This window comes from Corynebacterium uberis, assembly GCF_020616335.1.
Taxonomy (GTDB): domain Bacteria; phylum Actinomycetota; class Actinomycetes; order Mycobacteriales; family Mycobacteriaceae; genus Corynebacterium; species Corynebacterium uberis.
This window is the reverse complement of record NZ_CP085051.1, coordinates 1,192,825-1,218,152: the sequence shown is the minus strand read 5'-3', so window position 1 is coordinate 1,218,152 and position 25,328 is coordinate 1,192,825. Positions and strand designations below refer to the sequence as shown.

At 64.7% G+C, this 25,328-nt stretch carries 20 protein-coding genes, 1 tRNA gene and 2 pseudogenes; 15 read left to right on the top strand and 8 right to left on the bottom strand.

What is annotated here, in order from left to right; translation table 11 throughout:
- The first annotated feature begins 2 nt into the window (after positions 1 to 2).
- The 5 genes and pseudogenes from LH390_RS05670 to LH390_RS05650 all read left to right on the top strand — a co-directional run bounded on the left by LH390_RS05670 (position 3) and on the right by LH390_RS05650 (position 6,627).
- The gene (locus LH390_RS05670; RefSeq protein WP_227337401.1) at positions 3 to 1,679 is read left to right on the top strand and encodes a bifunctional hydroxymethylpyrimidine kinase/phosphomethylpyrimidine kinase; all 1,677 of its coding nucleotides are present in this window, start codon (positions 3 to 5) and stop codon (positions 1,677 to 1,679) included.
- A gap of 231 nt (positions 1,680 to 1,910) precedes the next feature.
- Positions 1,911 to 3,743 (top strand): annotated as a pseudogene (locus tag LH390_RS05665) (pyruvate formate lyase family protein); the annotation flags it as partial.
- Positions 3,744 to 4,307: pseudogene (gene grcA2 / locus LH390_RS11675) on the top strand (autonomous glycyl radical cofactor GrcA2).
- A gap of 15 nt (positions 4,308 to 4,322) precedes the next feature.
- Positions 4,323 to 5,195, top strand: a complete 873-nt coding sequence (pflA, locus tag LH390_RS05655; RefSeq protein ID WP_227282223.1) for a pyruvate formate-lyase-activating protein — start codon at positions 4,323 to 4,325, stop codon at positions 5,193 to 5,195.
- Positions 5,196 to 5,337: 142 nt separating this feature from the next.
- Complete coding sequence (locus LH390_RS05650) at positions 5,338 to 6,627, top strand: SLC5/6 family protein (protein WP_227282224.1); 1,290 nt, start codon at positions 5,338 to 5,340, stop codon at positions 6,625 to 6,627.
- Here the strand turns inward: LH390_RS05650 and LH390_RS05645 are convergent.
- Entirely contained in the window at positions 6,624 to 7,205 is a 582-nt protein-coding gene (locus LH390_RS05645) for a class I SAM-dependent methyltransferase (protein WP_227282225.1), read from the bottom strand. The genes LH390_RS05650 and LH390_RS05645 overlap by 4 nt on opposite strands.
- A gap of 26 nt (positions 7,206 to 7,231) precedes the next feature.
- On the opposite strand from LH390_RS05645, the gene LH390_RS05640 reads away from it, so the two are divergent.
- Positions 7,232 to 8,302, top strand: coding sequence for a magnesium and cobalt transport protein CorA (locus LH390_RS05640; RefSeq protein WP_227282226.1), 1,071 nt, complete (start codon positions 7,232 to 7,234; stop codon positions 8,300 to 8,302).
- Positions 8,303 to 8,414: 112 nt separating this feature from the next.
- Here LH390_RS05640 and LH390_RS05635 read toward each other — a convergent pair whose 3' ends face one another.
- Positions 8,415 to 8,972, bottom strand: a complete 558-nt coding sequence (locus LH390_RS05635) for a PaaI family thioesterase (RefSeq protein ID WP_227337400.1) — start codon at positions 8,970 to 8,972, stop codon at positions 8,415 to 8,417.
- A gap of 129 nt (positions 8,973 to 9,101) precedes the next feature.
- Between LH390_RS05635 and gndA the strand changes: the two genes are divergently transcribed.
- From gndA to LH390_RS05605, 6 genes are all read left to right on the top strand, one after another.
- Complete coding sequence (gndA, locus tag LH390_RS05630; protein ID WP_227282228.1) at positions 9,102 to 10,553, top strand: NADP-dependent phosphogluconate dehydrogenase; 1,452 nt, start codon at positions 9,102 to 9,104, stop codon at positions 10,551 to 10,553.
- Between the two features lie 39 nt (positions 10,554 to 10,592).
- Positions 10,593 to 11,930, top strand: coding sequence for a DEAD/DEAH box helicase (locus tag LH390_RS05625; RefSeq protein WP_227282229.1), 1,338 nt, complete (start codon positions 10,593 to 10,595; stop codon positions 11,928 to 11,930).
- Positions 11,931 to 12,005: 75 nt separating this feature from the next.
- The gene (locus tag LH390_RS05620; protein ID WP_227282230.1) at positions 12,006 to 13,388 is read left to right on the top strand and encodes a hemolysin family protein; all 1,383 of its coding nucleotides are present in this window, start codon (positions 12,006 to 12,008) and stop codon (positions 13,386 to 13,388) included.
- Positions 13,385 to 14,440, top strand: coding sequence for a hemolysin family protein (locus LH390_RS05615; protein ID WP_227282231.1), 1,056 nt, complete (start codon positions 13,385 to 13,387; stop codon positions 14,438 to 14,440). The genes LH390_RS05620 and LH390_RS05615 overlap by 4 nt, the downstream gene beginning before the upstream one ends.
- Entirely contained in the window at positions 14,424 to 15,335 is a 912-nt protein-coding gene (locus LH390_RS05610) for a 3-methyladenine DNA glycosylase (protein WP_227282232.1), read from the top strand. The genes LH390_RS05615 and LH390_RS05610 overlap by 17 nt, the downstream gene beginning before the upstream one ends.
- A 15-nt stretch (positions 15,336 to 15,350) precedes the next feature.
- Positions 15,351 to 16,886 carry a vWA domain-containing protein gene (locus LH390_RS05605; protein WP_227337399.1) on the top strand — a complete coding sequence of 512 codons (1,536 nt, stop codon included), beginning with the start codon at positions 15,351 to 15,353 and terminating at the stop codon, positions 16,884 to 16,886.
- A 141-nt stretch (positions 16,887 to 17,027) separates the two neighbouring features.
- Here the strand turns inward: LH390_RS05605 and LH390_RS05600 are convergent, their stop codons facing one another.
- The 5 genes from LH390_RS05600 to secA2 all read right to left on the bottom strand — a co-directional run bounded on the left by LH390_RS05600 (position 17,028) and on the right by secA2 (position 22,039).
- Positions 17,028 to 17,579 carry a MerR family transcriptional regulator gene (locus LH390_RS05600; RefSeq protein WP_269961618.1) on the bottom strand — a complete coding sequence of 184 codons (552 nt, stop codon included), beginning with the start codon at positions 17,577 to 17,579 and terminating at the stop codon, positions 17,028 to 17,030.
- Positions 17,580 to 17,701: 122 nt separating this feature from the next.
- Positions 17,702 to 18,286 carry a bifunctional nuclease family protein gene (locus LH390_RS05595; protein ID WP_227324404.1) on the bottom strand — a complete coding sequence of 195 codons (585 nt, stop codon included), beginning with the start codon at positions 18,284 to 18,286 and terminating at the stop codon, positions 17,702 to 17,704.
- Positions 18,287 to 18,304: 18 nt separating this feature from the next.
- Positions 18,305 to 19,051: a transcriptional regulator FtsR gene (ftsR, locus tag LH390_RS05590; protein WP_399524696.1), complete on the bottom strand. Its 747-nt coding sequence runs from the start codon at positions 19,049 to 19,051 to the stop codon at positions 18,305 to 18,307.
- A gap of 108 nt (positions 19,052 to 19,159) precedes the next feature.
- Positions 19,160 to 19,576 carry an oxoglutarate dehydrogenase inhibitor Odhl gene (gene odhI, locus LH390_RS05585; RefSeq protein ID WP_227282236.1) on the bottom strand — a complete coding sequence of 139 codons (417 nt, stop codon included), beginning with the start codon at positions 19,574 to 19,576 and terminating at the stop codon, positions 19,160 to 19,162.
- Between the two features lie 174 nt (positions 19,577 to 19,750).
- A complete protein-coding gene (gene secA2 / locus LH390_RS05580; RefSeq protein ID WP_227282237.1) occupies positions 19,751 to 22,039 on the bottom strand; it encodes an accessory Sec system translocase SecA2 in 2,289 nt (762 codons plus the stop codon).
- 333 nt (positions 22,040 to 22,372) lie between these two features.
- Between secA2 and LH390_RS05575 the strand changes: the two genes are divergently transcribed.
- The 3 genes from LH390_RS05575 (at position 22,373) to LH390_RS05565 (ending at position 24,118) form a co-directional block, all read left to right on the top strand.
- Positions 22,373 to 23,527 carry an alpha/beta hydrolase family protein gene (locus tag LH390_RS05575; protein WP_227282238.1) on the top strand — a complete coding sequence of 385 codons (1,155 nt, stop codon included), beginning with the start codon at positions 22,373 to 22,375 and terminating at the stop codon, positions 23,525 to 23,527.
- Positions 23,528 to 23,944 carry a YchJ family protein gene (locus LH390_RS05570; protein WP_227282239.1) on the top strand — a complete coding sequence of 139 codons (417 nt, stop codon included), beginning with the start codon at positions 23,528 to 23,530 and terminating at the stop codon, positions 23,942 to 23,944.
- A 97-nt stretch (positions 23,945 to 24,041) separates the two neighbouring features.
- Positions 24,042 to 24,118, top strand: a tRNA-Pro gene (locus tag LH390_RS05565).
- Positions 24,119 to 24,254: 136 nt separating this feature from the next.
- Here the strand turns inward: LH390_RS05565 and LH390_RS05560 are convergent.
- Entirely contained in the window at positions 24,255 to 25,277 is a 1,023-nt protein-coding gene (locus LH390_RS05560) for a CE1 family esterase (RefSeq protein WP_227288293.1), read from the bottom strand.
- Positions 25,278 to 25,328: the final 51 nt, after the last annotated feature.

Here is a 25,328-nt window from a genome sequence, read left to right as displayed (position 1 = left end):
CCGTGAATCGGCCCCCGCATTACCTTCCCACCGTCTTAAGCATCGCCGGCACAGACCCCACCGGGGGTGCTGGAATCCAGGCAGATATCAAAGCTATCTGTGAGGCCGGTGGTTTTCCCTTCAGCGTTGTCACCGCTCTGGTTGCGCAAAACACTCAGGGGGTGCGTTCCATTCACACGCCTCCGGTGGATTTCCTGCGCGCACAGCTCGATGCCGTCTGGGATGACGTGCGCATCGATGCCGTCAAGATCGGCATGCTGGGCACCGCCGAGATTACGCGCACGGTCGACGAGTATCTTCAGCAGCATCGCCCGCCCGTGCTCGTGGTTGATCCGGTCATGGTGGCCACCAGCGGGGATTCGCTTCTCGACGCCGCCGCCCAGGACGCCCTGCGCGAATTGTGCTCGCGCGCGGACGTCATCACCCCGAATCTTCCTGAACTGGCGGTCTTGGCCCAGGTGCCGGACCCGGCCGTATACCGGGGCCCGCAGGGCTGGGAGCACGCCCTGGGTGACGCGAAGGATCTAGCCCATAGCCTTGACACGGTGATCATCGTCAAAGGTGGGCACTTGACGGGGGCGTCGGCACGCAATGCTGTCGTCGCCCCTGATGGCGCAGTGAGCATCGTGGAGAGCCCGCGGATTGCCACCCGTCATACCCACGGGACGGGATGCTCACTGTCTTCTGCCCTTGCCACCCGGCTGGCCTCCGGAGAGGCTGCCCCTGCGGCCCTGCAGTGGGCAACCACCTGGATCAACGAGGCTATCGCGCATGCAGATGAGCTGCACATCGGCCACGGCAATGGGCCTATTGACCACACGCATCGCTCCCGCCGCCTCCTGCGTGCGGCCGACACCACACCCTGGCCAGAGCCGGCGGCGGTGGGCACTGAATGGCAGCACCCTGATGATCTTGCCGCCACAGCCCAGGCCACACTTGCGGACGATTCCACTGCCACCCCCACCGCCGTCGCCGCGGCCGGGCCCTGGACAAACGCCCTGTGGCAGGCTGCGCGCCCGATCACGGACGCGACGTGGCAGCTGGACTTCATTCAGGGCCTGGCCTCCGGGCGCGTGCCGCGCCAGCAGTTTGACTTCTACCTCTCCCAGGATGCCGTCTACCTGGAGGGGTACGCCCGTGCGTTGGCCGGATTGGCGGTGCGTGCGAGTGCGCCTGAGGATGTCGAGTGGTGGGCCCAGGCCGCACTGGGGTGTATTGAGGAGCGCCGCCAGCTCCACGATGCCTGGCTGGAAACCTCTCCGGCGAGCGGGAAGACCACGGAGCCTAGCCCGGTGACCTTGGCGTACGTCAGCTTCTTGCAGTCCCGCGTGCTCAGTGATGACGCCGTGGTTGGAGCAGCCGCCGTGTTGCCGTGCTTCTGGTTGTACGCCGAAGTTGGTCACCGCATGGCCCAGCTGACGCGGCAGCACTCACGCCCAGCCGCCGCAGCCAGCACCAGTAAGAAGGCCAGTGACGGGGTACTGGAAAACCCCTATTCGCCGTGGATTGCTGCCTATGAGGATGCGGATTTCCACGCGGAGGTGGGGCGTGCCATTGCCTACGTAGAGGGCGCCCTTGCGGCTGCGTCGCCTGAGGTGCGCGCCCGGGCGGCTAAGGAGTTTTTGCGGGCCTGGCGCTTCGAGCTTGAGTTTTTTGATCAGGCTTCCCGGCAGGAGTGAGATGGCTCACGGCGGTGGGAGTGCCGAAGTTCACAGCGAGGAAATTTCGTGACACGGAAACCTTTTCTCTATACTGGGTCATGTACGGCGCATTGCTTGAAAAATAGCCGCCCGCTTCGCCACCGCCATCACGGCGTTGAATCCGGCGAATCCGGCACGACTGTGGCTGAGAATGTGTGAGCAGCGATGGGCCGCAGATTACATCCGTTTCAACTTTCGTAAAAAGGACGAGTGCCTGTGACAACCACCGCACAATCGCCTTCCCGGGCAGCCTGGGACTCCTTCGAGCCCGGCGACTGGCAAGATTCCATCAATGTCCGTGACTTCATCCAGAAGAACTACACCCCTTACGAGGGCGACGCGTCGTTCCTGGCTGGCCCCACGGACAAGACCACCCGCATCTGGGAGCACCTTGAGGACAAGTACCTGTCCGTCGAGCGTGAGCGCCGAGTCTATGACGTAGACACCGATACCCCCGCTGATGTCGATGCCTTCCCGGCTGGCTACATCAGCGAGGACGATGACGTCGTCGTCGGCCTGCAGACGGACGTCCCCCTCAAGCGCGCGATGATGCCCAATGGCGGCTGGCGCATGGTCAAGACCGCCATCGGCGAGGCGGGCAAGGAAGTCAACCCCGAGGTGGAGAAGATCTTCACCCGGTACCGCAAGACGCATAACGACGCCGTCTTCGATATCTACACCCCCCGCATCCGCGCCGCGCGTTCCTCGCACATCATCACCGGCCTGCCGGACGCCTACGGCCGCGGCCGCATCATCGGCGATTACCGTCGCGTCGCGCTCTACGGCGTGGACCGCCTCATCGAGGACAAGACCGAAGCCAAGGATCGCGTGGCCACCGAGCACTTCTCGGAGCACTGGGCTCGCTACCGCGAGGAGCACTCCGAGCAGATCAAGGCCCTGAAGAAGCTCAAGGCCATGGCCTCGTCCTACGGCTTTGACATCTCCGGCCCGGCGACCAACGCTAAGGAAGCCGTGCAGTGGACCTACTTCGCCTACCTCGGCGCGGTGAAGTCCCAGGACGGCGCCGCCATGTCCATCGGCCGACTGTCCGCCTTCTTTGACATCTACTTTGAGCGTGACCTGGCCGCCGGCCTGATCACCGAGGAAGATGCCCAGGAGATCATCGACGCCCTGGTGATCAAGCTGCGCATCGTGCGCTTCCTGCGCACCATCGACTATGACCAGATCTTCTCCGGTGACCCCTACTGGGCAACCTGGTCCGACGCCGGCTTCGCCGAGGACGGCCGCTCGCAGGTGACCAAGACCTCCTTCCGGTTGCTGCAGACTCTGCGCAACCTGGGCCCCGCCCCGGAGCCGAACATCACCATCTTCTGGGATCCCAAGCTTCCGGAAGGCTACAAGGAGTTCTGCGCCGCCATCTCCATTGAGACGTCTGCGATTCAGTACGAGTCTGACAAGCAGATCCGCGACCAGTGGGGCGACGACGCCGCCATCGCCTGCTGCGTGTCCCCGATGCGCGTGGGCAAGCAGATGCAGTTCTTCGGCGCCCGCGTCAACGCCGCCAAGGCACTGCTCTACGCCATCAACGGCGGGCGCGACGAGGTCACCGGCAAGCAGGTCACCGAGGACGGACTGTTCAGCCCGATCTCCGGCGACGGCCCCCTGGACTTCGACGAGGTCTGGCAGAAGTACGAAGAGATGCTCGACTGGGTGGTTGGCACCTACGTTGAGGCCCTCAACATCATCCACTACTGCCACGACCGCTACGCCTACGAGTCCATCGAGATGGCGCTGCACGACTCTGACATCGTGCGCACCATGGGCTGCGGCATCGCCGGCCTGTCCATCGTCGCCGACTCCCTGGCTGCCATCAAATACGCCAAGGTCACCCCGGTGCGCGATGAATCCGGCCTGGTCACCGACTACATCACCGAGGGTGACTTCCCGATCTACGGCAACGATGATGACCGCGCTGATGATATTGCGGCCACCGTCGTCCACACCGTGATGTCCAAGATCAAGGAAATCCCCCTGTACCGGGATGCCATCCCCACCCAGTCGGTCCTGACCATCACCTCGAACGTGGTCTACGGCAAGGCCACCGGCGCGTTCCCCTCCGGACACGAGGCGGGCACGCCGTTCGCCCCGGGTGCCAACCCGGAAAACGGCGCAGACAACCACGGCATGGTCGCGTCGATGCTGTCCGTGGGCAAGTTGGACTACAACGATGCCCTCGACGGAATCTCGCTCACCAACACCATCACCCCCTCGGGACTGGGGCGCGACAAGAACGAGCAGGTCAACAACCTGGTCGGCATCCTTGACGCCGGCTTCATCATGGAGCACTCCGAAAGCTAACCCCCTCTCCCCTACATCCTGCGAAAAGGAGCAGAAATGTCTACCCAAACTTTTGATCAGCGCCTTGAGACCATGAAGGCCAACCGTTGCGCCAACGAGCAGACCGCTGGTCTGTACCACGCCAACATCAACGTGCTCGATGAGTCCACCCTCAAGGACGCCATGTCGCACCCGGAGAAGTACCCCAACCTGACGGTGCGTGTCTCCGGCTACGCCGTCAACTTTGTCAAGCTGACCAAGGAACAGCAGCTCGACGTCATTTCCCGTACGTTCCACCACAACAGCTAGGAGAGATCAGGCACAATGGCTGACGGCATCAGTGGCGTGGTCACGCTCGCCCCAGAGATCGGACAAAAAGTCCGTGGCGTGGCCCAGGGGATCAACTCAGGCGAGGATCTTGCCGATGAGTTGTCGCGCCCTGAGCTCATGGAGGCGCGCCGCAGAGGCGACATCGCCCTCGTTCACTCGTGGGAGATTGTCACCGCTGTGGATGGACCTGGAACGCGCATGACGTTGTTCCTGTCCGGGTGTCCGTTGCGGTGTCAGTACTGCCATAACCCCGACACAATGGAGATGAAGACGGGGACCTTGGAGCAGATCGATGAGATCGTTTCCAAGATCAAGCGCTACCGCACCGTCTTCAGCGCCTCCGGGGGCGGGTTGACCGTCTCCGGCGGGGAGCCTCTCTTCCAGATCGCTTTCACGCGCCGCCTGCTGCGGGCCGTGCATGATGCGGGCATTCATACCTGCATCGACACCTCGGGCTTCCTCGGTTCACGACTCACCGACGAGGACCTAGACAACATTGACCTGGTGCTGCTGGACGTGAAGTCCGGAAACTCGGAGACCTATCAAGCGGTCACCGGACGCCCCCTGCAGCCCACCATCGACTTTGGAGACAGGCTGCATCAAGCCGGCAAGCACACCTGGGTGCGCTACGTGCTGGTTCCGGGCCTGACCGACGAGGTGTCCAACATCGAGGCCGCGGCTGACATCGTGGCCAGATGGAAGGGCACTGTCGACAGAGTTGAGGTACTCCCCTTCCACAACATGGGCGCCGACAAATGGCGCGAACTGGGGATGCACTACACATTGGAAGACGTCTCCCCGCCCCCGCCCGAACAGGTGGAGCAGTGTAGGCAGATTTTCCGTGCGAGAGGGTTGACTGTCTATTAACCTTGCGGAGGTGTCGCTCTTCACGTGAAGGCGAGACCTCCTTGAGCCTGAGTAACGCACGTTGCACCGTGGACGTGGGTGGCTACCGTGTCGGCGACACACAATTAGTTGCACCGACAAGCTTCTATAGCAAGGACCATCCATGTCCACGACCTCTCCTGCCACCACCCCGGCAGATGTCACCACTGACACCCCTGCCCGCGGCGTCGACGCCAGCTGGGCAATCTCACTGTTCGGTACCGCTGTGGGTGCCGGCATCCTCTTCCTCCCCATGAACGCGGGAGGCAAGGGCCTGTGGCCCCTTCTGGTAGCCACCATCCTCATTGGCCCCATGACCTACTTCGCCCACCGCGCCATGGCGCGCATGGTGTGCGTGTCTCCCCGCAAAGGCGAAGACATCACCCTGGTCGCCCGCGATTACTTCGGCGACGTCGCCGGCTGGGCTGTGACCTTCCTGTACTTCATGGCGATCTTCCCCATCGTGCTGATCTACGGGGTCTCCATCACCAACACCGTCGATAGCCTCATCGTGCACCAGTTCAACGGGCCACACGTCAACCGTGTCCTGTTGTCCGGCGTGCTCATCGGTGTGATGACCCTGGTCCTCGTTTTCGGCGAGAAGCTCATGCTGGCCGTCACCCAGGCTCTGGTCTACCCGCTCATCGTGCTGCTGGCGGGCATCTCCATCTACCTCATCCCGCGCTGGGACTTCTCCGCCTTCTCCGGGTCTCCCTCGGCGGGCGTGTGGGCCATTGCCGGAGCAATCTGTTTGACCGTTCCCGTGTTGGTGTTTGCGTTCAACCACTCCCCCGCGATTTCCCAGTTCTCCCTGGCCATGCAGCGCGCCCACGGCGACAACGCGGCAAAGCGGGCATCCGTGGTCTTGGCTGCGACGGCGATCATGCTCACCGTGTTCACCATGTTCTTTGTCTGGTCCTGCTCCCTGGCCCTGGGCACTGAAGGTCTGCAGGATGCCCGCGCGGAAAACGTCCCGGTGCTCTCCCACTTGGCCAATGTCTTTGACAGCCCGGTCTTGTCCTACTTCGCGCCTGCCATCGCCATCGCCGCGATCGTGTCCTCCTACTTCGGGCACGTCCTGGGCGCCTCTGAAGGTGCTGCCTCAATCGCGCGTGGGGCGCTGCACGCCGCGGGGGTGCGCTCGGTCAACGAGCGCAAGCTGCAGCTGTGGGTCTACCTGTTCATGTTTGTCTGCGCCTGGATTGCCGGCATTCTCAACCCCGGCATCCTCGACATGATTGAAACGCTGTCCGGCCCGGTCATCGCGGCGCTGCTGTACCTCATGCCAATGGTGGCCATCTACAAGGTTCCGGCGCTGCGGCCCTACCGCAAGCAATGGTCCAACCTGTTTGTCATCATCGCCGGATCCATTGCGATCCTCTCGATCATCTACAAGGTTGCCACCGGCGCCTAGACAGACATCAAGGCAACGAGGAACTGGGACTCCTCGCCCCACGGGCGCAGGTCCCAGGACTCAAAGCGAGCGTCAACGTGCAGGCCAACGTCCTGCGCGGTGGCTAAGAAGTCAGCAAAATCCCATCCCCGACCCGCGCCGAATCCAATGACCACGCGGCCTTGGGGCGCGGTGGCGCCGGCAAGAGCGGCAAGCACGGCGCGCCGGTCACGCGGATCAATAAACCCCATGACGTTGCCGGCGCTGACAACAACGTCAAAATTGCCCTCCGGGATGGGGTCGTGGCCCAAATCCCCGACCTCCCATCGCGCATCCGGGTAATCGTGACGGGCCACCTCGATGAGGAACGGATCAATGTCCGTGCCCACGACGGTGTGCCCGCGCTCGGCGAGCCACCCGCCAATTCTGCCGGTACCGCATCCGGCGTCGAGGATGCGTGCATTCCGGGGGGCGAGGGCGTCGACAAGCCGTGCTTCTCCCACGATGTCGCGGCCCTGAGCCGCAAACATGCGCCACCGTTGCGCGTAGTTGTGGGAATGCTGCGGGTTGTTGTCCACTATTTCTTTCCAAGTAACCATGGCCCCCAAGTCTATAGTGGACTGACGTGTCACCAACTTTTCCCCGCCCGCGCAACTCGTCCTCCGGCGACAGCGCGCACCGCGAATCACGCCTGCGCATTCCCGTCGAGCGCGCTATCGAGCACTGTCGGATATTCCGCGACGGCACCCGCCTCCCCGGCGAACACACCGTTGAACAAGCCATCGAAGAGGTACGCGCGCATGGGGGTTTTGTGTGGCTGGCGCTGCGCGAGCCCAACGACACCCAAATGGCCCGGGTGGCGTTGAAGTTCGACATTGATGAACTCGTCGCCGAGGATGCGGTCAGCGCCCACCAGCGCCCCAAGGTGGAACGCTACGGCGACCAGCTCTTTATCGTCGTGCGCTCGGTAACCTACCGGGATGCAGACGCGGTCAAGGATGCGCGCGAAATCATTGAAACCGGCGAGCTCCAGATGCTCATCGGCTCGCATTTCATCATCACCGTGCGCCACGGGGCAGACGTCCCCGGCCTGCTGGAACACATGGACCGGGACCTGGAATTGGAGGACACCGGCCCGCTGGCTTTGGCGTGGAGCGCCGCCGACCACCTCGTGGAAGAATATGGGCGCATCGCAGACCTGCTTGAGCGAGAGGTCGACGAGATTGAAGAAGAAGTCTTTACCCCAGACTCCGATTTCCAGATCGAACAGATCTACATGCTCAAACGCGAGATCCTAGAAATGCGCCATTCCGTCGCTCCCCTGGTTTCCGCGCTGACGGCCCTGACCACCCGGCTCGAGCCCCAACTCCCTGCCCAACTATCCGCGCATTTCCGCGACGTGCTGGATAACACCGCAATCGCCCGCGAGCAGATCACCTCTTTTGATGAGCGGCTGACCGCTCTGGTTGACGCGGCGGTGGCAAAGATTACCCTGCAACAAAACCAGGATATGAGGCGGCTTTCGGTGCTGGTGGGAATGATCACGGTGCCCACGCTCATCGCCGGAATTTATGGGATGAACTTCGACGAGATGCCCGAGTTGCACTGGATGTTTGGTTACCCGGCGGCCATCGGACTGATGGTCCTGTCCGTCACCATCATCTACTGGGTGTGTCACCGGCGCCACTACATCTGACTGGTAGCCACGCCTGATGATGGTTCCGGCAGGGGGCACCCGCCGGTGCACGCCGGTGCAGGCTGGCGCCCCGCACGCCGGCGCAGCCTCACGCAGGCCGGCGGCCCGCAGGCTAAAACACCATGGTGCGCAACCGGGTGATAGCGGCGAGCTGCCCCTCATTGTGCATGGAGACCTCCCAGACATGGGTGGTCCGCCCGGCTTGGATGCAGCTGGTGGTGGCTTCAATGGTGCCGCCGCGGACGGCTCGCAAGAAGCAGGTGTTGTTGTCTACCCCCACGACGGCTGGCGGGATCTGGGCGCGGCGCCCTGCCTGTTGCGCGCCCTGTGCGCCCTGCCCGCCGGGCGTGGAGGCAGCAACCGCGGCTGCCGCTGCGCGGTCAGCACCGGCTTTGACGATGCTGGCCAGGGATCCCACGGATTCTGCGATTGCGGCGAAGACTCCCCCGTGCACGAGTCCGGCGAGCTGCAAATGCCGGGGCGCCACGGCTAATTGTGCGGCTGTGCGGTCCGGGCCCACGGCGGTGTAGCGCAGGTTGAGGGTGGTTTCTAGGCCGCCGAGTGCCACGTTGAATTGTTCTAGTTGGGCGTCGTCGAGTTGGTTGTGGGATGCGGCGACGATGAGCTCGCGCAGCGTGGTGTTGGTGGCGGGGATGTCCAGTGAACTCATGCATGTATGCCACCACAGGTGCGGGCGACGGAGCAAGATTGGTGTGAGGTTTCTCACATTTAGTTAAAGGTAGTACGTTTCCCGGGGTGTCGCGAGACCCCAGGGAGGCCGCGCTGTAACCTAACACCTATGAGCAACCCGAACTCTTTGGCACATATCGGCGTCGTCGGCTTGGCAGTCATGGGCTCCAACCTGGCACGCAACTTCGCCCACCACGGCCACACCGTCGCCGTGTACAACCGCACCGCCGCCAAGACCCACGACTTCATCAATGAGCACGGCACCGAAGGCGAGTTCATCGCCTCCGAGACCATCGAGGACTTCGTCGCCTCGCTGGAGCGCCCGCGCCGGGCCATCATCATGGTCCAAGCTGGCCCCGCCACGGATGCCGTCATCTCCCAGCTGGCTGACGCCATGGAGGAAGGCGACATCATCGTCGACGGCGGCAACGCGCTGTACACGGACACGATCCGTCGGGAAAAGGAGATCTCCGCCCGCGGCCTGCACTTCGTGGGAACCGGCATCTCGGGTGGCGAGGAAGGCGCTCTCAACGGCCCGTCCATCATGCCCGGTGGTACCGCCGAGTCCTACAAGTCCCTCGGCCCTCTGCTGGAGGATATCTCCGCGCACGTCGACGGCACCGCCTGCTGCACCCACATCGGTCCCGATGGTGCCGGCCACTTTGTCAAGATGGTCCACAACGGCATCGAGTACGCAGACATGCAGGTCATCGGCGAGGCCTACCACCTGCTGCGCCACGGCGCCGGCCTGGAGCCGAAGGAGATCGCAGAGATCTTCCGCACGTGGAACAAGGGCGACCTGGACTCCTACCTCATTGAGATCACGGCGGAGGTGCTCAGTCAGGAAGACGCCGCCACGGGCAAGCCGCTTATCGACGTCATCGTGGATGCGGCAGGACAGAAGGGTACCGGTCGCTGGACGGTCAAGGCCGCGCTCGACTTGGGCATTGCCACCACCGGCATCGGCGAGGCCGTGTTCGCTCGCGCCCTGTCCGGCGCCCTCGACCAGCGCCGCGCCGCCGCCGCCCTGCCATCGGGCCAGCTGCTCGACTTCGCCGCCCTGGGCACGGATAAGGACTCCTTCGTTGAGGATGTCCGCCGCGCCCTCTACGCCTCCAAGCTCGTGGCCTACGCGCAGGGCTTCGACGAGATCAAGGCGGGGTCCGCAGAAAACGGTTGGGACGTCGATCCCCGCGATCTGGCGACCATCTGGCGCGGCGGCTGCATCATCCGCGCCCAGTTCCTCAACCGCATTGTGGATGCCTACAACACCAACCCCGAGGTCGAGTCGCTGCTGCTTGATCCCTACTTCAAGGATGAGATCGGCGGCTCCGTTGACTCCTGGCGCCGCGTGGTCATTGCCGCCACGCAGCTGGGCCTGCCCATCCCGGTCTTCGCTTCCTCGCTGTCCTACTACGACTCGCTGCGCTCCGACCGGCTGCCTGCTGCCCTCATCCAGGGCCAGCGTGACTTCTTTGGCGCCCACACCTATCAGCGCGTGGACCGCGAAGGCGCCTTCCACACGCTGTGGTCTGGGGACCGCAGCGAAGTAGAGGCCTAGTGTCTCGAGCGTCCGGCCAGGTCGCCTAGACTGGCGCGGATGACTACTTTCGCCGACCTCGGCCTACCGGACGCCCTTGTGCGCGAGCTCACGCACGCGCACATCACTGAGCCCTTCCCTATCCAGGCCGCGGCCATCCCGGATGCCCTCGCAGGACGTGACGTCCTTGGCCGCGGGCCCACGGGTTCCGGCAAGACCTTTACCTTTGGGCTACCCATGCTCGCCCGTCTTGCCGGGGCGCCGTCGCGCCCCGCGCACCCGCGCGGCCTCATTCTGGCCCCAACCCGCGAGCTGGCCTCGCAGACGAAGCAGCGCCTGGAAAGGCCCGCCGCCGCGGTGGGGCTGCGCGTGCTCGACGTCGTCGGGGGCGTCAACATCAAGCGCCACATCACCGCCTTGGCCCGCACGGTCGACGTGCTGGTGGCCACCCCGGGACGCGCCCAGGATCTGATCAATCAGCGCAAGCTCTTTCTTGACGATGTCCAGATCACTGCCGTCGATGAAGCAGACCAGATGGCAGACATGGGCTTCTTGCCGCAGGTGCGCAAGCTGCTCGACCTGACGCCGCGCGACGGGCAGCGGCTGCTCTTTTCCGCCACCCTGGACAAGGAGGTGGACAAGCTCGTTGCGCGCTACCTGCACAACCCGGTCACGCACTCTACTGCGCCAGTCGGTGCGAGCGTGGAGACGATGACGCACTATCAGCTGCGGGTGGCAGGCAAGCCCGAGCGCGCCGAGGTGGTGGCGCGCATCGCCGCACGCTCCGGGCGCACGATCCTGTTCGTCCGCACCAAGCACGGGGTAGACCGTCAGGTAAAGAAGCTTCGCCGCCTGGGGATCAACGCCGCGGGCCTGCATGGGGATAAGGGTCAGGGCGCCCGGGAGCGGGCCCTGGCCGGGTTTTCGGACGGGACCGTGCCGGTCCTGGTAGCCACAGACATTGCGGCGCGCGGCATCGACGTCGGCGACGTCAGCCTGGTTGTCCACGTCGATCCTCCGGCCGAGCACAAGGCGTACCTCCACCGCGCCGGGCGCACCGCGCGCGCTGGGGAGTCCGGAGTGGTGATCACCCTGGTTACTGATGACCAGGTCGATGATGTCGCTGCGCTGCTGCGCAAGGCCGGCGTAACCGCCAAGCAGGTCGCCGTCACCCCCACCAGCCCGGTTCTCGCGCAGCTGACTGGGGCGCGGGAACCGCAGGGACAGCCCCTGCCGCCCTTCGGCGCCCCGCCTGCAAAGAAGCAGGGTGGTGACCGCAAGCCTGCCGCGACACGCAACCGTGCATCGGCTGGCGGACGGGGGCGGACGCGACGCGCGCGGGCGACGGGTGGGGCGTCGGCACGCGGGAAGACGCGCCGGACCCGCGGGCGCGGGTAAGCTCTGTGCAACGACTACTTGTTCCATAGGCTCGAAGAAGGGACTGTCACCCGCATTTGTTTGTGTGCGGACACCATGGACGTTGTTATAGCCATCGCCTCACTAGCCGGTTTTATCCTGCTCACAGCTTCTACCGGCCTGTTTGTGGCCATCGAATTTGCGCTCACGGGGCTGGAAAAATCAACCGTTGAAGCCCACGAACGGGCGCGCGGTGATGCCCCCGCCCGCGCCGTTTCGCGGGCCTTTTCTCACTTATCTTTCGTGCTTTCCGGCGCGCAGCTGGGAATCACCATTACCACCTTGGCCACCGGGTACCTCGCCGAACCGCTGCTGGCTACCTACGTCAACCCCCTGTTGATGGCGTGTGGGCTCAGCCCGGCGGCCGCCGAGACGGGTTCGATGATTGTGGCATTGATCATCGCGACGGTGCTGTCCATGGTTTTTGGTGAGCTCGTGCCCAAGAACATCGCCATCACCATGCCGTTGCCCGTCGCCCGCGCGGTCACCCGGCCGGTGCAGGCTTTTAATCTTGTCTTCTCCTGGTTCATTCGTTTTCTCAACTTCACGGCTAATTGGGTGGTGCGCAAAATGGGCATCGAGCCGGCCGATGAGCTGGTCTCTGCGCGCTCGCCGCAGGAATTAGGATCTCTGGTGCGCAATTCGGTCGAATCCGGGGGGCTAGATGCCACGACGGCGGAAGTCTTAGAGGCGTCCCTGGAGTTTGGGCACACCACCGCCGAGGAACTGATGACTCCCCGCTCAACGGTCGACGTGTTGCAGGCCGATGACACGGTCGACCAGCTCATCTCCCTGGCCATAGAGACTGGCCATTCGCGCTTCCCCGTCGTGGACGGGGACTTGGACGAAACGCTCGGAGTCGTCCACGTCAAGGATGCGTTCCGGGTTCCCCGCGCGCAGCGCAGCACCCTCCAACTGGGGGACTTGGCGCTTCCCATCCCCGCGGTGCCGGAATCCCTGGACGGCGATGCCGTGCTCAAGGCGGTGCGTTCGGCCGGGTCGCAGCTGGTCCTCGTTGCCGACGAATATGGCGGCACCGCCGGCATTGTCACCATCGAAGACGTGGTGGAGGAAATCCTCGGCGAGGTCTACGACGAACACGATGACGAGGCCGCCGAGCAGGACTTTCTCAAGCAGGGAACCTCCTGGCTGGTCACCGGCCTTGCCCGACTTGATGACGTCGCGGATGAGCTAGGCTATCAGGCCCCGGACGGCCCCTATGAGACGCTTGGAGGCCTGGTCATGGCCACGCTCGGGCGCATCCCCGCGGCCGGGGATACCGTGGTGCTGCCCCGCCAGCGCGCCGGGCTGCTCGATGACCTACAGGCCGATCCCCCGGGCCGCTGGCTCGCCCAGGTCACCCTCATGGATGATCGCCGGGTGGACAAGGTCGCGCTCAGCCCCATCAGCGAGGAGCAGGCGAAGGAGTACCAGCAGTGAGTGTATTGACCACCGTGGCTTTGATCCTCGCGCTGCTGGGCGCGAATGCGCTGTTCGTGGCCGCTGAGTTTTCCTTTATTTCCTCGCGCCGTGATCGCATCGAGTCTTTGATTGCCCAGGGACGCCCGCGGGCGCGTGAGGTGCTCCACGCCACCGAGCACCTATCGATCATGCTGGCCGGAGCGCAGTTTGGCATCACTATTTGCTCGCTATTGTTGGGCAAGGTGGCTGAACCGGCGGTGGCCCACTTTGTGGTGGGGCCGTTTACGGCATTGGGCATCTCGCCGGGGCTGATTCATCCGCTATCCTTTGTCATCGCCCTGGCCATCATCACCTTTTTGCATATTCTGGTCGGCGAGATGGTGCCCAAGAATATTGCCATCGCCGGCCCCGAGTCTTTGGCAATGTGGCTGGCACCACTGATGATCCGGTGGGTGTGGCTCACCCGGCCGATCATCGAGTTTCTCAACTGGCTCGCGCGCATCACCTTGCGCATGTTTGGCATCGAACAAAAAGATGAGCTTGATTCCACGGTGGATCAGGAACAGCTTGCCAGCATGATCGCCGAATCGCGCGCGGAAGGCTACCTCGACGCGGAGGAACATGCCCGCCTGAATAAGGCGTTGCGCTCGGAAAATCGCAGCCTGCGGGAGGTGACCATCGGCGTCGATGAGGTGCGTACCTTGCGCTACGGCGCCACCGGTCCAACCCTGGCCGCGCTGGAAGACCTTGTCCTGGAGACCGGCTTTTCCCGCTTCCCCGTGGTGCGCAGCGACGGCGCCTACCTGGGTTACATCCACATCAAGGACGTGCTGCCGGACCTGGAGACCACCGACCCGCATACTGCTATCCCCCGCGACCGGCTGCGCCCGCTAATCACCGTGGAGGCGGACTCCACCCTCGACGAGGCGCTGCACACATTGCACGTTCGTTCGGCGCACATGGCCCAGGTGCGCGACCACGGGCGGCTCGTGGGCGTGGTCACGCTGGAGGATCTCATCGAAGAATACGTAGGCACGGTCAACGATTGGACCCATGACACCAGTGAGTAGCCCCCGTCCCATCGAGCTTATCGACGCCCCCTCCGCCCGCGCCCGCGAAGAGCGCCACACCGCACGCGCCGATAGCTTCGACGCTGAGCACCGACAGCGGCGCCGCACCGGTCAGCGCCATCCCGTCTTTGATTTCCTCTTTGATTATTATTCAATTCGGCCATCCCACCTGCACCGCTGGCACCCGGGTGTGGGGGCGCGACTCGTGGGCCAGGACCACCCGCGCCAGCTGGATTGGCCGTTCTACCGCCGCTTCCCGGATGGCTCCGTGGGCGTAGACGTGGCTGAATTTCGGCGCCGGCGCGGAAAGGTGATTGCCCAGGCCGCAACGATGTTGCACGCTACCGCCACCAATCCGGCCCGCTTTGACTGCTTTGGGCTGCACGAATGGGCGATGGTCTATCGGGGCGTCCCCCGCCATGATCTTCCCCTGCGGCTGGGAGCCAACGCCACCAACGCGGTGGTGGAAGACCACCAATTGCGGTGCACCCACTTTGACGCGTTCCGGTTTTTCACCCCCGCGGCCCGCCCCCTCAACGCGTGCGAGTTGTCCCGCTCCAGCCAGGCGGCGTGTGACCAATCAGGGTGTTTGCATGCCACGATGGACCTGGTCAAATGGGCGTTGAAATTGACGCCGGCGGTGCCCGGCGAGTTGGTGCTGGATGCCTTTGGCCTGGCGTGGGATGCGCGCATCCTGGATATGGAGGCCTCCCCCTATGATTGCTCGTCTCTGGGGCTGGGCGTGGTCCCCATTGAAACTGCCGAAGGTAAAGCAACCTATGTGCACCGGCAAAGGGAGCTCAGCGCCCGCGGAAATGATATAAGACAATTACTGTTAGAGATTGTCTTCTCTTGCGAAGACGCTAAACTTCTAGTTAACAGTCAGACTAGCTAAGGGAGGACCGCCCCAGTGGCCGCTCAACACAGGACCGATCGTAATCGGTCTGCACTCATCGGAGCGATAATTCTCACCGTCATTGCCGTCATCGCCGTGGTGGCCGCGTTGGTGTATCTGGCGGTCAAGGACCGCGATTCCAACTCGGATGCCGCCGCGGGTGCCGGCGATTGCGCGCAGGGAGAACTCATCATTCCGGTCGCCGAACAAACACCCGGTGCCGCGCATGACTTCATCAGCTCCTACGCCGATACTCACCCGACTTTCCAGGATCATTGCGTCACCCCACAGGTCGTCGATTCCATTGAACAAGCCGCCCTCTTTGTCGGCGTGGACTCCCCGGCTACCGACGCCCTCCTCCACTCCCACGGCCTAGCCAAGGTTGAGGCGCCCACAGCGGTACTCGGCACCCGGCCCGTCGGCGTGTCCACGGCGCAGCCCGTCGCCGACCCCGGCACCTTGACCGCTGACCGCGTCTTCTACCCCAGCACCCAGGCTCCCGACGTCGCCGTGGTCGCCGCCACCGCGCTGACCGGAGATCCCGCCGCCGCCGAGGCCCTTGTGTCCCGGGACAAAGGCGCAGACATCGCCGCTGTCACCGCCAACCCGGATGCCATGATCGCCACGGTAGACACCGCTGTTCCTGAGGGCCGCTCCTTTACCCCCGTCCCCGGGGCCGTGCTGCCCTATGCAGCCATCCCGGTGATCTCCCACAATGACAACGGCGCCCAGCCGGATCAGGTGCGTGCCGCCGTCGCCGCCGTTGAACAGGTAGCGCAGAAGGCCACCCCTGCTCCTGAGCTCAACCCGGAAACCCGCGGCGCGTTGGAACACGTCTACGCAGCATTAGGGTTGACCGCCCTGCCCCGCGTCCCGGCACCCGCCCCGGAGGCGCAGCCGGCACCGCAGCCTGCTGGCGATGACGCGAATGCGTCCGCACCCGCCACCGAACAGCCGGGCAAGGACGGCCAGGACCCCGCAGCACCGGCGCCTGCGCAGCCTGCCCAGACCATGCAGACCCTGTTCCTCCTCGACGCCTCCGAGCAGATTACGGGCGTCTTCCCCCAGGCCACTGACGCCATTGCCCAGAGCGCTGGCGCCCTGCAGGAGCGCGGCCAGCTGTCGTCCCTGTGGAACTACTCCTCCCCGCTCAACCCGGGTGTGGTACGCCCGTGGCGCGCCAACCTCGGATTTACCCAGGGCAGTGACCTGCCGGAGGTGCTCAACCAGTTTGGCACCGGCGGCGTGCCCATGACGCGCACCTCGCTGCTTGAGGCTCTCCGCGCCGGCGCCGATCAGGCAGCCGCGACCGCCCAGCCGGTCCGCGTGGTGCTGGTGACCTCCGGCACGGCTGCGCAGGACATCACCCCGGATCCGGAGTTCATTCAGCAGGTCAAGGACATTGCGGGCAACGCGGTGTCGCTGTCCGTCGTGCACGTGGGATCCGCCCCGGTTGATGAGGGACTCAAGAACGCTGCTCATGCGTTCACCCAGGTTGCTGACCCCGCGCAGATCGTCCAGGCGGTACGCACCGCCGCCGGCGCGCAGTAGCGGCGTTCCTCTCCAAGGGGCGCCCTCCTCCCCGCCCCTTAAAGGAACGCTGGTTCGACGCAGAAGAAGACCCACCTAGTCTGGACACAACAAAACGCCCCGCCAATGTGCGGGGCGTTAACGCTATGGAGAGCGGGAGTGTTAAGAGGTCTTGCGCGAGCGGCGCCGTGCGGCCAACTCATCGACACCGATGACCGTCGGTGCCTCCCCTGCGCTATCCACGCGCTCCGAGGGGAAGGAGGCGATGGTTCCGGACAGCTCGCGCACGATCCCCGGAACGGCAATACCGAACACGCCTTGGCCGCCGCCCAACAGGTCAATGACCTCGTCGGCGGAGCGGCACTCGTAGACCGTCGAACCGTCAGACACCAACGTGATCTCCGCGATGTCATCAACACCCCGGTCGCGCAGCCTGTCTACGGCCAGCCGGATGTTCTGCAGGGAAATGCCCGTATCCAGCAGGCGCTTGACAATCTTGAGCACCAAGATGTCCCGGAAGGAATACAGCCGCTGCGAGCCGGAGCCGCGGGCGGCCCGGATGGAGGGCTTGACCAAGTTGGTGCGCGCCCAATAGTCGAGCTGCCGGTACGTAATGCCCGCTACCTGGCAGGCGATGGGCACGCGGTAGCCCACCTCATCGCCGGGGCCGAGGTCAAAGAGGGATTCCTGCACAGGTCGATCGGTGCTGCTCACGTAATTACTCCAATGGCGTTTATGGCGGCGCGCAAGGCGCCCGTTGCTGCCCACACTAGACCACGCGGTGGCCGTGGGCATGCGACACGCCGAAACTCTCAAGTTAAAGTTGAACCTTAGAGTTACTCGCCTTCAGTGGGTGGCTCCTGACCCCACAAATCCGTCTCCGAGACGCCCATATCACGCATGAGTGCCTCAAAATCAGCATCTGCTTGTGCGTCGCCAGATGCTGACGCAGTTTCTTGCTCAGCCTCTGCGACGGAAGAATCCTCCGGAATTTCCACCCCAAGCAATTCCAGCTCTTCGTCGCGCGGAACATACACGCTTGTTGCCGCTATGACTTCTTCTGCAACCGTCACAGGGGTACCCACGAGGGCGGACAACGCCAGGCCGTCGGAGATTTTGGCGTCCAGCTGCGTGCCGTCGCCGAGCTCAATATCGGTGTAGAAGACGCCGCGGTGCGCACTGCCCACGTTGATGCGCGCAATGCCCTGGGCACTCTCCCCGATCGTTTCTGCCAGCAGCTCCAGCGCCTCTGGCCGCCGCGGGCCCGCCCCGGCTGTGCGCCGTGCCAAGCTCCGTGCGGTGCTCGGGGTCATCCACACCGGGATGACCCGGCGCTGCCCCACGACGTGCAGCAGCGCGCAACAAAATTCCTCCGGCCCGAAGGTGCGGATGCCTAGGAGCCGGACTTCACGGCTAGCCACCGATCCTTACCCCCTTTTTTACCAGCCAAGATCTTCACGCAATGCGGCCTTGACCAGCGCCGCATGCAAGGACACGGTCAGTGCGCTCATCTGCTGAGCGGTATCCTCAGCGCGCTGGCGCGCCCCGGCCATGCCCGAGCGGGCGACCGGGGCCGCCACCTGGGCGATGAGGTCTGCCTGCCGGCGCGCAGCGCCTCGCAACAGCCCCACGTGGCGCAGATCAAATCCGAACCCACGCAGCGCCTCTACGGTGGCGACCACCGTTACGTCATCAGCCGTAAAAAAGCCCGCCGCGTCCGGGTGGATGAGCTTGGCCTTGACCAGCTCCGCGATAACAGGCAGGTCGACGCCGGCTTGGGTGGCAACGTCTGCATCCGTAAGCCGCGTTGCGGCCGGCGCGCGGAAGTTTTCAGGAGAGACCAAGGTCTTGGTGTCTCCCGCCGTCAGGATCGCCGTCACCTGCCCGGAATCCATGGCCTCTAGCTGCTCGCGGATGACCTTGAGCGGTAGATAGTTATCGCGCTGGGTCACCAGGATATAGCGCAGCCGCTGAACGTCTTCTTCAGTAAAGCGGCGGTACCCGGACGCCGTGCGTTGCGGCGTCACTAGGCCCTCTGACTCCAGGAAGCGGATCTTTGAGACGGTAACGTCTGGGAACTCTTCACGGAGGCGTTCCAGGACCACGCCAATAGACATCGTCTTTTTGGGCCGCGCACCAATATTCGCGTTCGCGCGGACTGCCGCGGACTTACGTGCTGCGTTCACGGGAGATCGAAGGCCACTTTCACATAAGCGGGGATGGGAAACGGGGAAGACTAACGCGGCGGGGCGCCCGCCAACCAGGTGAAGCCGGAGCGGCGGCGCCCCCGGTGGCTACTTGCCGGCCGTGAGATAGACCAGGCGGAACTTGCCGATCTGGATCTCGTCTCCGGAGGTGAGCACCTCAGAGTTGCGGGGCTCCCGGTTGACGTAGGTGCCGTTGAGGCTTCCCACATCAACGACCTCATAGTCGCCGTCGCCGTGCTTGCGGAACTCCGCGTGCCGGCGAGAAACGGTGACGTCATCAAGGAAGATGTCTGATTCGGGATGCCGACCAGCCGTGGTGGTGTCCTGGTCGAGGAGGAATCGGGCGCCCGCATTCGGGCCGCGCTTGACCACCAGCAGGGCGGCTCCGCCGGGAAGGTTTTCTGCCCCATCAGTAGACGGGGCGGCATTCGCTCCGGACTCCATCTCCTTGAGCAGCTCCGCCCGGAAAACCGAGGTTGTCTCCGCCTGGGTGATATCGCTCATTGCCCTACCTTTCTGCTTTCATTTCACGCGCTTGCTTCTCAGCCTGGCACACCAGCGCCCACGGCGCCGCGGAATCGACACCGGGGTGACAGCGGCCCGAGGCCCTTGCGAGCACTCCATAAGCACTACGCCACATCATAGCGGCAACTGACATGTTTAAGGCACGCCAGGGACCTAACGGAAGATATCGCCAATCCCGCGGGCGAGTGAGGAACCGCCGGACAGCGGGTTGTCAGAGACCATGTAGGTCCACGTCGCCGAGGGACGAGACAGCTCTACTTCCTCCAGGTGTGCGCCCGACTCGTCGATGGGCACGCGCTGGAAGGTCTCCACGGCCTTATCCACGGCGCGTTGGGCCAGGTCCTTAAACTCGCGCACCGCGATGCGGTGGTACTCATCGATCGGCGTCTCCCGCGCGATCGCGCGCAAGTGGATGGATTCGCGCACGTCATCCATGATCGCCAGGTGCTCGGCCCACTCATCGTCGAGGTGGAACAACATGATGGTCCGGGCGGCATCCTCACGCGTCGCGGCGGGTAGCTGGGCAAGCTCCTCGGCGCGCTGTGGCGCGGCCTGCGCTAGCTCCTCCCAGGCCTGCGGGGTATCAAGGAGTCGGTCGCGGCGCTCATCAATGATGTCGCGCTGGTCACTGAGCAGCTTGTTGTACTTCCAGGTCTGGGCGTGGATCTCCAGCAGCTGGCCTTCGGTGACGCGCTGGCAGTGCTCCACGAAGTCCTGCACGGATTTATCCGTGACCCGCCCGGTGCCGTCCGGGTGGGCGGTGATCCGCTCCCCCGAGCCGCCGGCCACCACCACGTCATCTTCGAGCGAGACAAAGAACAAGCTCAATCCTGGGTCGCCCTGGCGTCCGGCGCGCCCCCGCAGCTGGTTGTCCAGCCGCGCGGTCCGGTGCCGGGCGGTCCCCAGCACGGCGAGGCCTCCCGCTGCCGCGACCGCGTCATGGTCGGCCTCATCCGCCCCGCCGAGCCGGATGTCCGTGCCGCGTCCGGCCATCTGGGTCGACACGGTGACCCGTCCCCGGTCGCCGGCTTCGGCGATGATGGCGGCCTCCTGGGCGTCGTTTTTCGCGTTGAGGACGTTGACCTGGATGTCTCGGTCGCGCAGTCGCGCGGCGAGCTCCTCGGATTCTGCCACGTCCTGGGTACCCAGCAAGACGGGTTGGCCGGTGAGGTGAATGGCCTCTACCTCGTCGACGATGGCCGCGAGCTTGTCTTCCATGGTGGCGTAGATGCGGTCGGCCTCATCGAATCGGCGTAGCGGTTCGTTGCGCTCGATCTCAGAGACGCGCAGGCCGTAGAACTGGCGCAGCTGGTCGGTGGCCTCCACGGCGGTGCCCGTCATTCCACACACGGTGTCATAGCGCCCGACGAGTGCCTGCAGCGTGATGGTATCCAGGATCCTCCCGCCCTCGGTGACGGTGAGTCCCTCCTTGGCCTCCACCGCAGCCTGCAGGCCGTCTGGCCACCGCTGGAGTTGTGCGACGCGGCCTTTGGCGGCGTCGACAAGCTTGACCTCCCCGTCGCGGACAATGTAATGGACATCGCGCAACAGCAGGGCGCGGGCGTGAAGTGCCAGGTTGACCTGCACCAAGGTGGTGGCCACGTGTTCCGGCCCGTAGAGGGAATCAATGCCCAGCGCACGCTCGACGACGCCGGCGCCGCGCTCGGTGAGAAAGACGTTGCGGCGATCATCGTCGACGCTAAAGTCCTTGCCTTCGCGCAATCCGCGCACAATCCCCGTGATCCGTCCCGTGGGCGCGGTGCCCGGACGGCTGCCCGCGAGCACCAGGGGCACGAGTGCTTCGTCGACGAGCACGGAGTCCGCTTCGTCGACAAGCGCAACCTGAGCGGGGGCCTGCACCTGGGCGGACCTGCTGGTCGCCTGGCGATCGCGCAGCACATCAAAGCCGATCTCATTGACCGGCGCGTACACCACATCGCAGGCGTAGGCCTGCCTGCGTTGCTCGGGTGATGACGCCGCCGTCACCGCGCCCACCCGCAGCCCAAAGAACTCCACCAATGGGCGCATCCACTCGGCGTCGCGGCCCGCCAAATAATCATTGACTGTGACCGTGTGCACTCGCTTGCCCATCAGCGCGTACCCAGTCGCGGCCATGGCGCCCACGAGGGTCTTGCCCTCGCCGGTAGCCATATGGATGACGTCGCCCTCCACCAAGCGCAACACGGCCTGGGACTGCACCGCAAACGGGCGCATCCCCAGCGTGCGCTGGGCAGCCACAGACAACGCAGCCAGGAAATCCGTGGGGTTGTCCAGCGCGCCGGAAGCGGTCGCCGCCCGGGCGCACTGCGCCACAGACTGATCAGGAAGCTGCTCGAGGTCTGCTGCTCGTTCGTGCGCCGCCTGGGCGATGGCGATGCTGCGTTTTTGGTTTCGCCCGGTTCCTGAGCCCATGGCCTTCCAGAACCATCCAAATCCCGCCACGCGGGTCACCTCCGTCATCGAGTGGGTCAGTGGGAACCTGCGGGAGGCACGCTCCAGGTTTTAAGCCTAACCCACCCCCACGCGCCCGCTCATGCCCCGGGTTCGCGGTGCGGGCCTCGCGGGGCGTGGGCTTCGCGCTTGCGCACCCCGCGGTACCGGATTACTGCCGACGCCCGCGCGAGCACCGCCACCAGCGCCACCTCCGGTACTGCTACCCGTACGACCCCGCCGCGCGCAGGTGTCTACGCTATGGGGGTAAGAACGCGCCCCGCAGCGGCATCCCCATAGTTTTGCGGGCCTGACCGATCCCAAGAAAGGCACCCTAGGCTCCTCGTGTATTCACGCACCGTCTCGCTCACGTCCTCCCAGGGCACCGCCATGGCCGGCACCATCGATCTGCCTGATACGCCGCCGCTGGCCTACGCCATCTTCGCGCACTGTTTCACCGGCTCCCGGTTCACCCCGGCGGCGTCACGCATAGCCAAAAAGCTGACCGATTTTGGCATCGCCACCTTGCGCTTCGACTTCCCCGGCCTCGGCCAATCCGAAGGCGACTTCGCGGAGACGAGCTTTAGCTCCAACGTGGAGGACCTGCGCTGCGCCTACGAGTTCATGGAGGCCAACTACGCCGCCCCGCAGCTGATGATCGGCCACTCACTCGGCGGGGCCGCCGTCCTGCGCGCCGCCGGTCAACTCAAAGGCCTCAAGGCGGTGGCCACCGTGGGCGCTCCCTTCGACCCGGCGCACTCCGTGCTCCACTACGCAGACCGCATCAAGGAGGTCGATGAGCATGGGGCGGTGACGGTGATCCTCGGCGGGCGCGAGATCGTCATCTCCCGGCCCTTCCTCGAAGACCTCGCAGAGACCAACGTGGAGGCCTACCTGCCGCGGCTGCGCCGCCCGCTTTTGATCGTCCATTCCCCCGTCGACCAGACCGTGGGCGTGGACAACGCCCAGAAGATCTTCCAGCTCACCCGCTACCCTAAGTCCCTGGTCAGCCTGGATAAGGCCGATCATCTGCTCACCCGCCAGGGCGCGGCCGCGCGCGCCGGGGAGATCATTGGCACCTGGGTTAAGCCCTACCTGGTTCCGGTTAACCAGGAAACCTCACCGGAGCCGGGAACCGTGGTGTCCACCCCGGCAGGCGGCTCCCGGCAGGCAGACACCGTGACGTTGGCTACCGGGCGGCTGACCACGGACCTTCCCCGCGAGCGGGGCGGCAAGTCCGCAGGCCACAGCCCGGATGATCTTGTCCTGGCCGCCCTGAGCGCCGACGCCGCCGAGGCCATCCGCACCGCCGCGCGCGCCCAGCGCATCACGCTTGACGACGTCTCTGTCACCCTCACCCGCACCGCTCCCCGCCAGGCACGGCGCACCATCGCCCTGAGCCCAGAGCCCAGCGCGACCGAGCGGGCCACCCTGGTGGCGGCCGCCGATGGCACCGACCTGCGCGCCGTCCTGGCCGGCCTAGACATCCAGGATGCCTAGATGAACCAGGTCAACATCTATCCGGATTCGCGGCGCTGCCCCTGCGGCACTGGCCTGTCCTACGGCGAGTGCTGCCGCCGCTACCACGCCGGCCACACCGCCCCCACCGCCGCGGCGCTCATGCGCTCCCGGTTTAGCGCCTTCGCCGTCGGCGATGCCGACTATCTGCTGGCCACCTGGGATCCGGCTACCCGCCCGGCAGACCTGGATCTGAAAGACTCCCCCGTGCGCTTCTACCGGCTGGAGATCTACGCCACCACCGGAGGCGGCCTGCTCGACGAGCGGGGCACCGTCGACTTTGAGGCGTTTTTCAAGCCGCTGCCGGGGTCGGGGGCCGCCGCCGGTTCGCAGCGGGAGAACTCCGAGTTCGTCCGCCGCGATGGCCGCTGGTTTTACGTCCAGGAATCATCCTTGTGAGCTGGGGATTTCTTCTTTAGAACGACAGTGTTGTAACCTTTAACCCGTTGCCAGGACCGGTTTGGGTGGCTTGTTCACCAGGCCGGATAGCACGTAGCGGACTGTGGCGCAGTTTGGTAGCGCACTTGACTGGGGGTCAAGGGGTCGCAGGTTCAAATCCTGTCAGTCCGACCACAAGAAACAACCCCGGGATCCTGCCACAGCAGGGCCCCGGGGTTTGTTGCGTAGGCGGCCGGTACGCCGCTGCCCCATCGCTCCGGGAGCTTGAAAAGCTTCCGGCGCTCCACGGTGCTTAAGGTGCTTAAGGTGCTTAAGGCAACTCGGGCAGCTCCGGCGGCACCGGCTCCTCGGGTTGCGGGGCAGGCTCCGGCGGTGCCGGCGGTGGCGGCTCCACGGGCTGCTCGGGCTGGCGGCCCACCCCGAAGAACTCGAGGACCTTGTCCGTGGCAAAACCCTTGGGCACCGAGGCGTTGGCGTCCGCGGGGGCGCCGTCCCAGATGTGGACCCCGCCCTTGATGGTGTAGAAGTCCGTGGGCACCTGGCAGCCTTGTTGTTGGTAGTAATCGATGGCTGGGCCTTGCGGGATAATGTTCTCCCCGGTGCAGCCGTTGCGGTTGGAATCGAAGCGTCGTGCAGCCGGCACCGCGTCATAGGGCGAGCCGTGGCGGGTGCCGCCATCAAAGTGCATGACGCCATCATTGGTCCCGTGGATCGACAGCGTAGGCACGGGAGTAGGTGAACAGTTTCTGCGCACTGCTGAGTAGTTCGCCGCGGAGACTTCAGCCACGGCGTGGATGATGTCTGGGGCCCGGCAGCTCAGCAACGCGGTAAACCCTCCACCGTTGGACAGTCCGACAGCGAAGACGCGTTGTCCATCAATGGGATAGGTTGCTGAGAGTCGGGCCAAAATGTCGCGTACTAGGACCTCGTCGCCTCCATTTTGGTTGGTTTTGGAATAGGGCCCTCCCGCCCATGCTCGGGCGATGCCGTCGGCGTAGACAACCAGTGCGTCGGCATGGTCCATTTGGGAGTAGTCGCGCATCTGTGCTGCGGTTTCCTGCCAGCCGTGGAACATGAAGATCACTGGGTAGCCGGCTGCTGGCACGGGGGTTGCCGGCCGACTGAGCAAAAAGGTGCGGTTAAGCTCTGCCGATACTAAAGAAAAGGTCTCCGTTGTTCCCGGAGCGACCTGCGTAAATGGTTCGGCAACGCCGGTGATGGCGCTCGCCTGCTGGTGAGACTGTCGGGCCACGGAGTCGAGGACCACCGTCAAAAAGATGCCCAGCATCACCCCCACGGCGAGAAGCATCGCCGCGAGTTGTGTTCGTCTCATACCCAACCCTTCTTTGCCTTGGGTTCTGTGATTGCGCGCCCTCGCTGTCCG